Source organism: Actinosynnema sp. NPDC059335 (assembly GCF_042752395.1).
Lineage (GTDB): Bacteria > Actinomycetota > Actinomycetes > Mycobacteriales > Pseudonocardiaceae > Actinosynnema.
In genome coordinates, this window is record NZ_JBHYXZ010000122.1 from 1 (window position 1) to 10,335 (window position 10,335).

The following is a 10,335-nucleotide window of genomic DNA, read 5'->3' on the forward strand; positions in this document are numbered from 1 at the left end:
CGCCCGCCCGGGGGTACAACGTGGGGCCGGTCGGTGGGGTCGATCGGCCTGGGCAGGACGGCCCTCCGGGTCAGGTAGGCGTCCACGCCGGCGGCGGCCGAGCGGCCCTCCGCGATCGCCCACACGATCAGCGACTGGCCGCGGCCCATGTCGCCGGCCACGAACACGCCGTCCACGGACGTGGCGAACCGGTCGTCGCGGGCCACGTTGCCGCGCGCGTCCAGGTCCACGCCCAGCTCGGTGAGCAGGCCGTCCTTCTCCGGGCCGACGAAGCCCATGGCCAACGTCACCAGCTGCGCCGGGATCTCCCGCTCGGTGCCGGGCACCGGCTCGAACCGCCCGCCGGACGCCTCGACCTCGACCAGCTTCAACGCCCGCACGGCGCCCCGGTCGTCGCCCAGGAACTCCACCGTGGACACGGAGTACAGCCGCTCGCCGCCCTCCTCGTGCGCCGACGACACCCGGTACAGCATCGGGTAGGTCGGCCACGGGTGGGTCTCGGCGCGCTTCTCCGGCGGCCGGGGCATGATCTCCAGCTGCGTCACCGACAGCGCGCCCTGCCGGTGGGCCGTGCCCACGCAGTCCGCGCCGGTGTCGCCGCCGCCGATGACGACGACGTGCTTGCCCTCGGCCGTGATGGGCGGCGCGTCCAGCTCGCCGCGCGCCACCCGGTTCGCCCACGGCAGGTACTCCATCGCCTGGTGCACCCCGGACAGCTCCCGGCCCGGCACGGGCAGGTCGCGCCACGCCGTCGCGCCGCCCGCCAGCACCACCGCGTCGTAGGACTCGCGCAGCTCCTCGACGGTGATGTCCACGCCGACGTTCACGCCCGTGCGGAACCGCGTCCCCTCGGCGCGCATCTGGTCCAGCCGGCGGTCGAGCCGCCACTTCTCCATCTTGAACTCGGGGATGCCGTAGCGCAGCAGCCCGCCGATGGCGTCCGCCCGCTCCAGCACCGTCACGTCGTGGCCGGCGCGGGTCAGCTGCTGCGCGGCGGCCAGGCCCGCGGGCCCGGAGCCCACCACGGCCACCGAACGCCCGGTGCGCGTGACGGGCAGCTGGGGCGTCACCCAGCCCTCGTCCCACGCCCGGTCGATGATGGAGATCTCCACCCGCTTGATGGTGACGGGATCGCCGTTGATCCCCACCACGCACGCGGCCTCGCACGGCGCCGGGCACAACGTCCCGGTGAACTCCGGGAAGTTGTTGGTGGCGTGCAGCCGTTCCGCGGCCGGTCGCCAGTCCTGCGTCCACACCAGGTTGTTCCAGTCGGGGATCAGGTTCCCCAGCGGGCAGCCCTGGTGGCAGAACGGGACGCCGCAGTCCATGCACCGGCCGGCCTGCTTCTCCAGCCGGGGCCGCTCGAACTCCTCGTACACCTCGCGCCAGTCGCGCAGGCGCAGGAAGACGGGGCGGCTGCGGGGTGTCTCCCGCTCGGTGGTGAGGAAACCGCGGGGGTCAGCCATGAGACGCCTCCATGATCGCTTCGTTGACGTCCCGGCCCTCCAGCTCGGCCCGGGCCTGGGCGGCCAGCACCCGCTTGTAGTCCTTCGGCATGACCTTGGTGAAGCGGTCCACCGCGAGGTCCCAGTCGGCCAGCAGCGCGTGCGCCACCGCCGAGTCGGTCTCCAAATAGTGCTTCTCCACCACGCGCCGCAGGAACTCGCGGTCCGCCTCGTCCAACGGGTCCAGGTCCACCATCTCCGGGTTGACCCGCGGCACGGACGCGTCCAGCACGTAGGCGATGCCGCCGGACATGCCCGCCGCGAAGTTGCGCCCGGTCGGCCCGAGCACGACCACGCGACCGCCGGTCATGTACTCGCAGCCGTGGTCGCCCACGCCCTCGACGACGGCCAGCACGCCCGAGTTGCGCACGCAGAACCGCTCGCCGACCTTGCCGCGCAGGAAGATCTCCCCGCCGGTCGCGCCGTAGCCGATCACGTTGCCCGCGATGATGTGCTGCTCCGCGGCGAACTGCGCGTCCGGCACCGGCCGCACGATGACCCGCCCGCCGGACAGGCCCTTGGCCACGTAGTCGTTCGCGTCGCCCACGAGCCGCAGCGTGATGCCGCGCGGCACGAACGCGCCGAACGACTGCCCGGCCGTGCCGGTGAACGTGATGTCGATCGTGTCGTCGGGCAGGCCCTCGCCGCCCCACCGCCTGGTCACCTCGGAGCCGAGCATGGTGCCGACGGTGCGGTTGACGTTGCGCACCGGCAGCTCCAGCCGGACCCGGTCGCCGGAGGCGATCGCGCCCTCCGCGAGCTGGATCAGCGTGTTGTCCAACGCCTTGTCCAGCCCGTGGTCCTGGGTGACGACCTGGTGCCGGGCCGCGCCCTCGGGCAGCTCGGGCACGTGGAAGATCGGCGACAGGTCGAGCCCGGACGCCTTCCAGTGGTCCACCGCGGCCCGCGTGTCGAGCAGGTCGGCGTGCCCGACGGCCTCGGCCAGGGTGCGGAAACCGAGCTGCGCCAACAGCTCCCGCACCTCCTGCGCGACGAACTCGAAGAAGTTCACCACGTACTCGGCCTTGCCCGCGAACCTCGACCGCAGCACGGGGTTCTGCGTGGCCACGCCCACCGGGCAGGTGTCCAGGTGGCAGACCCGCATCATGATGCAGCCCGACACCACCATGGGCGCGGTGGCGAAGCCGAACTCCTCCGCGCCGAGCAGCGCCGCGATCACCACGTCCCGCCCGGTCTTGAGCTGGCCGTCGGCCTGCACCACGATCCGGTCGCGCAACCGGTTGGCCAGCAGCGTCTGCTGCGTCTCGGCCAGGCCCAGCTCCCACGGGCCGCCCGCGTGCTTGATGGACGACAGCGGGGACGCGCCGGTGCCGCCGTCGTGGCCGGAGATCAGCACCACGTCCGCGTGCGCCTTGGACACGCCCGCCGCGACCGTGCCGACGCCGACCTCGGAGACGAGCTTCACGTGGATGCGCGCCGCCGGGTTGGCGTTCTTCAGGTCGTGGATGAGCTGCGCCAGGTCCTCGATCGAGTAGATGTCGTGGTGCGGCGGCGGCGAGATGAGGCCCACGCCGGGCGTGGAGTGCCGGGTCTTGGCCACCCACGGGTACACCTTCGCGCCGGGCAGCTGGCCGCCCTCGCCGGGCTTCGCGCCCTGCGCCATCTTGATCTGGATGTCGTCGGCGTTGACCAGGTACTCGCTCGTCACGCCGAACCGGCCCGACGCCACCTGCTTGATCGCCGACCGGCGGGAGTCGCCGTTGGCGTCGGGCGTGAACCGCTCGGCGTCCTCGCCGCCCTCGCCGGTGTTGGACCGCGCGCCCAGGCGGTTCATCGCGATCGCGAGGACCTCGTGCATCTCCTGCGAGATGGAGCCGTAGGACATCGCGCCGGTGGCGAACCGCTTGACGATCGAGGAGACCGGCTCGACCTCCTCGATCGGCACGGGCTCGCGCACGCCCTCCTTGAAGGCGAACAGCCCGCGCAGCGTCATCAGCCGCTTGGCCTGCTCGTCCACCGCCCGCGTGTACTCCTTGAAGATGTCGTAGCGGCCGGTGCGGGTGGAGTGCTGGAGCTTGAACACCGTCTGCGGGTTGAACAGGTGCGCCTCGCCCTCGCGGCGCCACTGGTAGTCGCCGCCGACCTCCAGCTCGCGGTGGTGCGGCCGGAAGCCGTCGGGCGGGAACGCGGTCCGGTGCCGCCGCGCCACCTCCTCGGCGATGACGTCGAACCCGATGCCGCCCAGCCGCGACGTCGTGCCGGTGAAGCACGTGTCCACGACCTCCGAGCCCAGGCCGATCGCCTCGAAGATCTGCGCGCCGGTGTAGGACGCCACGGTCGAGACGCCCATCTTGGACATGGTCTTGCGCACGCCCTTGCCCAGCGCCTTGATCAGGTTGCGGGTGGCGACCCCGGCCTCGACGTCGGGCAGCTCCTCCACCGACGCCATGGCCAGGTAGGGGTTCACCGCCTTCGCGCCGTAGCCGATGAGCAGCGCGATGTGGTGCACCTCGCGCGCGTCGCCCGCCTCCACGATCAGGTCCACCTGGGTGCGGGTCTTCTCGCGCACCAGGTGGTGGTGCACCGCGCCGGTCAGCAGCAGCGACGGGATCGGCGCGTGCGCCTCGTCCACGCCCCGGTCCGACAGCACCACGAGCCGCGCGCCGTCCTCGATCGCCCGGGACACCTCGGCGCGGATCTCGTCCAGCCGCCGCACCAGCGCCTCGCCGCCGCCCGCGACCTCGTAGAGGCCGCGCACGGTGAACGTGCGGAACTCCGGCAGGGTGCCGTCGTCGTCCACGTGCACGAGCTTGGCCAGCTCGTCGTTGTCCAGCACCGGGAACGGCAGCGAGATCCGCCGGCACGACGTGGCGTCGGCGCTCAGCAGGTTCGGCTCCGCGCCCAGCGTGGCGTGCAGCGAGGTCACCAGCTCCTCGCGGATCGCGTCCAGCGGCGGGTTGGTCACCTGGGCGAACAGCTGGGTGAAGTAGTCGAACAGCTGCCGCGGCCGGTCCGACAGCGGCGCGAACGGCGCGTCGTTGCCCATCGACCCGATCGGCTCCGCGCCGGTGCGGGCCATCGGCCCCAGCAGCAGCGCCAGCTCCTCCTCGGTGTAGCCGAACGCCTGCTGCCGCCGCACCAGGGACGAGTGCGTCGGCACCTCGCGCTCCCGCGCCGGCAGGTCGGCCAGGTGCAGGATGCCCTCGGCGACCCACTCCTGGTACGGGTGCTCGGCCGCCAGCTCGCCCTTGATCTCCTCGTCGTCGATGATCCGCCCCTGGGCGGTGTCGACGAGGAACATGCGGCCCGGCTCCAGCCGGCCCTTGCGCACGATCGTGGCCGGGTCGAACTCCAGCACGCCCGCCTCGCTGCCGAGCACGACCAGGCCGTCCTCGGTGACCCAGTACCGGGCCGGGCGCAGGCCGTTGCGGTCCAGCACCGCGCCGATCAGCGTGCCGTCGGTGAAGGCCACCAGGGCGGGGCCGTCCCAGGGCTCCATGAGCGTGGAGTGGAACTCGTAGAACGCGCGCCGTTGCGCGTCCATCTCGGCGTGGTTCTCCCACGCCTCGGGGATCATCATCAGCACCGCGTGCGGCAGGCTGCGCCCGCCGAGGTGCAGCAGCTCCAGGACCTCGTCGAACGTCGCCGAGTCGCTGGCGTCGCGGGTGATGACCGGGAAGATCCGGGACAGGTCGCCGGGGATCAGGTCGGTGGCGAGCACGGACTCCCGCGCGTCCATCCAGTTGCGGTTGCCGCGCAGGGTGTTGATCTCGCCGTTGTGCGCCACGTACCGGTACGGGTGGGCCAGCGGCCACGACGGGAACGTGTTGGTCGAGAACCGGGAGTGCACCAGGCCGATCGAGCTGGTGACCCGCTCGTCGGTGAGGTCGGGGAAGAACTTCTCCACCTGGGGCTCGGTGAGCATGCCCTTGTAGACGATCGTCCGGCCCGACAGGCTCGGGAAGTAGACGTCCGCGGCGTGCTCGACGCGCTTGCGGACCACGAACGCCAGCCGCTCCAGCCCGAGCCCCGTCGAGGCCCCCTCGGGGCCTGCGAGGAAGAGCTGGCTGAACACGGGCATGGTGGTCTTCGCGGTCGGACCGACGTGGTCGGTGTCCACCGGCAGGTCGCGCCACCCGAGGACGGTCGCGCCCTCCTCGGCGGCGATGCGCTCGATCTCGCGCTTGACCGCGTCGTGGCCCTCCTGCGGCAGGAACGCGGTCCCGACCGCGTAGCCGCCCGGCTCGGGCAGCGGGAAGCCGACGACCTCGCGGTAGAACGCGTCGGGCACCTGGATCAGGATGCCCGCGCCGTCACCGGTTTCGGGCTCCGCGCCGCGGGCACCCCGGTGTTCGAGGTTGCGCAGCGCGACCAGGGCCTGGTGCACGATCGCGTGGTTTCTACGCCCGGCCAGGTCGGCGACGAACGCGACGCCACAGGCGTCGTGCTCGTACTGCGGGTCGTAAAGGCCGCCTTGCGGCTGGTGGTGGTGGGTCACAACGGGCCCTCCCGTGGCGTCGTCAATCGCCCTGCTTTTGGGCGCACGGAGACGGCCGAACGCCCGCGCGCGGCTTTACGCGGACAACTCGGCCTGCAGGTACTGGCTGTGGATCCACGCCCGAGAGATCGTCGGCGTGGGACCGCACTCCGTTGTGCGGGAGAACTGCACTTCCTCGTGCGCGCGCTTGGCGGCCGGATGGGGCCGCGTGGGCACGCTTGGCGGTGCACCGGGGTTGCCGGGGTCTTGTGACGATAGTGTGAATTCGCGGTTATGGCTCTAGTCCGACAGGGCGTCGTGGTGAATCACACCCCCAGTTGACGCCGTTCCTACCAGCGGGGTACACCCGGTCGGACTAGAGTTTCGCTCACTTTCGTGCCGTCAGCAGCCGCTGAGATCAGTGCGCGGCGCGTCTCGCCTGCCGCGCGCAGCCGACGGCGACGGCCAGGCACAGTGCCGCGACGGCCGCCTGCCACCACGCCGCCTCGCCGACCGCCACGATCACGTTGACGCCCGCGACCAGCATGAACAGGGCGGCGAGGACGGTCCAGAGGCGGCGTTCGGCCTTCTCGCCGCGCAGCACCAGCAGCGGTGTGGGTGGGTGGGTCACGGGGCGCACCTCCAGTCCGGGCTTGTCGCGCTCGACGTCGACAAGTCAGACGACGGGTACCCGCACTTTGCGTACCTCACACGTGCGAGTGGCAACACCCCTCGACCGGCCGCGGAGGGCATGTGCGGAGGGTGATCGCCTCAGCCGATCGTTACTCCGAACAGGAGACCCACGGAGTAGGTAACGACCATCGTGAGGGATCCGACGACCACGTTGCGGCGCACCGCGCGGCCGACGTGGCTCGACCCGAGCCGGGCGCTGACCACGCCGGTGAGCACCAGGCCGACCAGCACGGCCGCCGCGCACGCCCACACCCGCCACGACGTCGGCGGCAGCACGATGGCGACCAGGGGGATCACCGCGCCGAGCGCGAAGGCCACCAGCGACGCCCACGCGGCGTGCCACGGGCTGGTCAGGTTGTCCGGGTCGATCTGCAGCTCGGCCTCGGCGTGGGCGCGCAGGGGGTTGTGCTCGGTCAGCTCGCGGGCGACCCGCGCGGCCAGCTCGTCCGACAGCCCCTTGTCCCGGTAGATGTCGGCGAGTTCCCGTTCCTCCTCCTCGGGCATCTCGCGCAGCTCGCGCTCCTCCAGCCGGAGCGCGGCCCGCTCGGTGTCGCGCTGGGTGCTGACCGAGACGTACTCGCCGCCCGCCATGGACAGCGAGCCCGCGACGAGCCCGGCCACGCCGGCCGCCAGGATCGCGGTGCGGTCGGTGGTCGCGCCCGCCACGCCGACCACGAGGCCGGCGGTGGACACGATGCCGTCGTTGGCGCCCAGGACGCCGGCGCGCAGCCAGTTCAGCCGGGCGGAGAGGTCGTCGCGGTGCGGTTCGCCGGGGTGCGTCATGACCGTGATCGAACCACCCGTTCGGCTAACGGGTGGAGTCCGTCCGCGAACGGGTGAATGCCTGGACAGCGCCCGCACCGGGCCGCGGGCCGCGCGGTGATCGGCTCGCGGCTGACGAATCCGCGCGCGCCGGGTGGGCCGTGCGGGTGCCCGGCGTCCGGCCGTGCGGCGGCGCGGTGGGCGTCCTACCCGGTCTCCACGATGCGCCACTGCGGTCCGCCGACCCAGGTGGCCTCCAGCCGGGACCGGTGGCCGCCGCCGGTGAACTCGACCACGACGGCGTGCGCCGGCTGCTCCACGGTGGTGGCGAAGCCCTGGCGCGGGGTGGCCGAGATCGGCTCGATGTCGCGGGCGGAGAAGCGGATCGCGGCGACCCCGCCCTGGAGGCGGAAGCTGCGCAGGTACACCGGTTCGCCGTCCTGGTCGGCCCAGGTGCCGTTCTCGGACGGCAGCGGCGGTGGGGTCGTGGTGGTGGTGGCGGGCGGCGGGGTCGTCGTGGTGGTGATCGGCGTGGCGGTCGCGATCACCGGGGCCGGCGCCGTGGTCGTCGTGGTGGTGGGCGTCGGGACGGTGGTCGTGGTCCGCTCGATCGCCGACGACTGGACGGGTCCGGCGACGACGCGCGGGCGTTCGGGCACGCCGGCGTCCAGCACGGACCGCAGGCCCAGGAAGGACAACGCCACCGCGGCCGCGGTCGAGGCGGCCCACGCGGCGAAGTACTGCAGACCCCTGGTCACGTGGTCATCCTGCCGGCGGGGGCCGGGCGGTCAGCAGCCGGCGGCCGGCCCGCCGCGGGCCGTGGTGGCGTGGCCGCCGACGTCGTCGCGGCGGGCGGCGGCGAGCACGGTGTCGAGCAGGTCGGGGAAGCGGGCGTCGAGGTCCGCGCGGCGCAGCCGGACGTAGCAGCGGGTGCCCTCGTCGCGCCGCCAGGTCAGGCCCGCGGCGTTGAGCACCTTGAGGTGGTGGCTCAGGGTGGACTTCGCGACGGGGACGGCGAACTCGCCGAAGTTGTGCTCCTCGCCGTCGGCGAGCAGGCGGACCAGGCCCACCCGCAGGGGGTCGCTGAGCGCCGCCAGGACGTCGGTCAGCGCGAGCCGGTCGACGTCGGGGTTCGGCTCGGCGTGGCGCACGCCGCCGAGTCTAGTCGTTCGACGGTCGGCGAACGTTTGTGTAGCTTGTTCGATGTTCACCGAACATCGAACAAAAGTGGGGGATCATGGAGTTCGACGGGCAGGTCGCGCTGGTCACCGGGAGCACGGCGGGGATCGGGCGGGAGGTCGCGCGGCTGCTGGCGCGCGGTGGCGCTCGGGTGGTCGTCACGGGGCGGGACGCGGCGCGGGGCGCGGGGACCGTGGCGTCGATCGAGGCGGAGGGCGGTCGGGCGCGGTTCGTGGCGGCCGACCTGGCGGACCTGGGGTCCGTGCGGGCGTTGGCGGCGGCGGTCGGGGAGGTGGACGTGCTGGTGAACAACGCGGCCGTGTTCCCGTTCGCGGCGACGGCGGAGCAGGACGCGGAGGGGTTCCGGCGGTTGTTCGACGTGAACGTGCGGGGGCCGTTCTTCCTGACCGCGGCGTTGCTGCCGGGGATGGCGGCGCGCGGCCGGGGGAGCGTGGTGAACGTGTCGACGTCGTTGACGCACGTGCCCGTGCCCGGCGGGGCGGTGTACGCGGCGACGAAGGCGGCGCTGGAGTCGTTGACCCGGACGTGGGCGGTGGAGTTCCGCGGCACGGGCGTGCGGGTGAACGCCGTGGCGCCGGGTGCGACCGAGACCGGGACGGCGTTGGCGCTGAACCCCGGTTCGGTGGCGGAGGTGGGCCGGGCGGCGCCGATCGGGCGTCCCGCCACGCCGCGCGAGATCGCCGAGGCCGTCGTCTTCCTGGCCTCCCCGCGTGCCGCCTACGTCCACGGCGAACTGCTCCTCGCCGACGGCGGCCGAACCCTCTCCTGACCGCGTGTCCTACGTTCGCGTCCCCCGTGTCCTACGTTCGGAACACCCGAGTTGAACGTTCGGAACGGGGTCGGGCGAACCTGAACGTTGAACTCGGGGTACGCGAACGTAGGACACGCGCGACGCGAACGTAGGACACGCGCGGTCTGGAGGTTCGGGGTCAGGAGGTGGCGGTGTTCAGGAGGGGCAGGTAGCCCTGGGCGTAGCCGGTGGCGTTGGGGTGGAAGGACTCGGCCAGGCGGAACAGGGAGAAGCTGTTGATCCACGGCGACGGGCCGCACGCGCCGTGGCCCGCGAAGTGGGCGCGGGCGTCGACGTAGCGGACGCCGGCGGCCGCGGCGCGGGCGGAGATCACCGCGTGCAGCTCGTCGGACCCCCGGTTGAGCGCCGCCCGCTTGGTCGCGCTCAGGCACGTGCCGGACGGCTCCACCAGGTGCGGGTAGCCCAGGACGACCACGGTGGCGTTCGGCGCGCGGGTGCGGATCGTGGCGTAGGTGGCGTCGAGCCGGCCGGGCAGCGTGGTGCGCGCGGCCTCGATGCCGTTGTCCACCGCGTTGACGCAGCTCGTGTCGCTGCCCGTGACGCACGTGAGCATGGTGTTGGCGAACCCGACGTCGTTGCCCCCGATGGTGATCGAGACCAGGTCGGTGCCCGCGTCGAGCGCGGCGAACTGGTCGGTCATGCTCTGCGTCGTGGCGCCGCCGCAGGCGACGTACCTGAACGACGACACCTCGTGCGTGTCCGCCCACAGCTGGGCGTAACCGCGCGCGCTGCGGTAGCACGAGCCGCTCTGGTACGGCGGCGCGCCCGTGCCGGAGGAGTACGAGTCGCCCAGGGCGACGTAGTCGACCCGGGGGGCGGGCCGCGCCCCCGGCGCGGGGGGCAATGACCTCGCGGGGGGGGGGCGCACCCCCGCCCCCGACACTGTGGGGCGTGCGGGCCCCGGCCCAGGATTCCGAGCTCGAGTG

Annotated in this window: 8 protein-coding genes; 1 reads left to right on the forward strand and 7 read right to left on the reverse strand. The window is 72.8% G+C overall.

Features of this window, described 5'->3' with window-relative positions; genetic code table 11:
• The 6 genes from ACFXGA_RS29665 to ACFXGA_RS29690 all read right to left on the reverse strand — a co-directional run.
• The coding region (locus ACFXGA_RS29665; RefSeq protein ID WP_378093499.1) for a glutamate synthase subunit beta at positions 1–1,466 on the reverse strand (1,466 nt) is incomplete at its 3' end.
• Positions 1,459–5,964, reverse strand: a complete 4,506-nt coding sequence (gene gltB / locus ACFXGA_RS29670) for a glutamate synthase large subunit (protein WP_378093501.1) — start codon at positions 5,962–5,964, stop codon at positions 1,459–1,461. The genes ACFXGA_RS29665 and gltB, both read right to left, overlap by 8 nt.
• A gap of 397 nt (positions 5,965–6,361) precedes the next feature.
• Positions 6,362–6,574: a hypothetical protein gene (locus ACFXGA_RS29675; protein ID WP_378093503.1), complete on the reverse strand. Its 213-nt coding sequence runs from the start codon at positions 6,572–6,574 to the stop codon at positions 6,362–6,364.
• A gap of 140 nt (positions 6,575–6,714) precedes the next feature.
• Positions 6,715–7,419, reverse strand: a complete 705-nt coding sequence (locus ACFXGA_RS29680; RefSeq protein WP_378093505.1) for a VIT family protein — start codon at positions 7,417–7,419, stop codon at positions 6,715–6,717.
• Between the two features lie 185 nt (positions 7,420–7,604).
• Entirely contained in the window at positions 7,605–8,156 is a 552-nt protein-coding gene (locus ACFXGA_RS29685; RefSeq protein WP_378093507.1) for a hypothetical protein, read from the reverse strand.
• A 30-nt stretch (positions 8,157–8,186) separates the two neighbouring features.
• The gene (locus ACFXGA_RS29690; RefSeq protein WP_378093509.1) at positions 8,187–8,549 is read right to left on the reverse strand and encodes an ArsR/SmtB family transcription factor; all 363 of its coding nucleotides are present in this window, start codon (positions 8,547–8,549) and stop codon (positions 8,187–8,189) included.
• A gap of 86 nt (positions 8,550–8,635) precedes the next feature.
• Between ACFXGA_RS29690 and ACFXGA_RS29695 the strand changes: the two genes are divergently transcribed.
• The gene (locus tag ACFXGA_RS29695; RefSeq protein WP_378093511.1) at positions 8,636–9,367 is read left to right on the forward strand and encodes an SDR family NAD(P)-dependent oxidoreductase; all 732 of its coding nucleotides are present in this window, start codon (positions 8,636–8,638) and stop codon (positions 9,365–9,367) included.
• 160 nt (positions 9,368–9,527) lie between these two features.
• On the opposite strand, the gene ACFXGA_RS29700 is transcribed toward ACFXGA_RS29695, so the two are convergent.
• Positions 9,528–10,253, reverse strand: coding sequence for an SGNH/GDSL hydrolase family protein (locus tag ACFXGA_RS29700; RefSeq protein WP_378093513.1), 726 nt, complete (start codon positions 10,251–10,253; stop codon positions 9,528–9,530).
• Positions 10,254–10,335 lie beyond the last annotated feature (82 nt).

Coding starts and splice junctions, on each gene's coding strand:
- ACFXGA_RS29680 (WP_378093505.1), bottom strand. CDS start 7,419: ATGACGCACCCCGGCGAACCGCACCGCGACGACCTCTCCGCCCGGCTG.
- ACFXGA_RS29695 (WP_378093511.1), top strand. CDS start 8,636: ATGGAGTTCGACGGGCAGGTCGCGCTGGTCACCGGGAGCACGGCGGGG.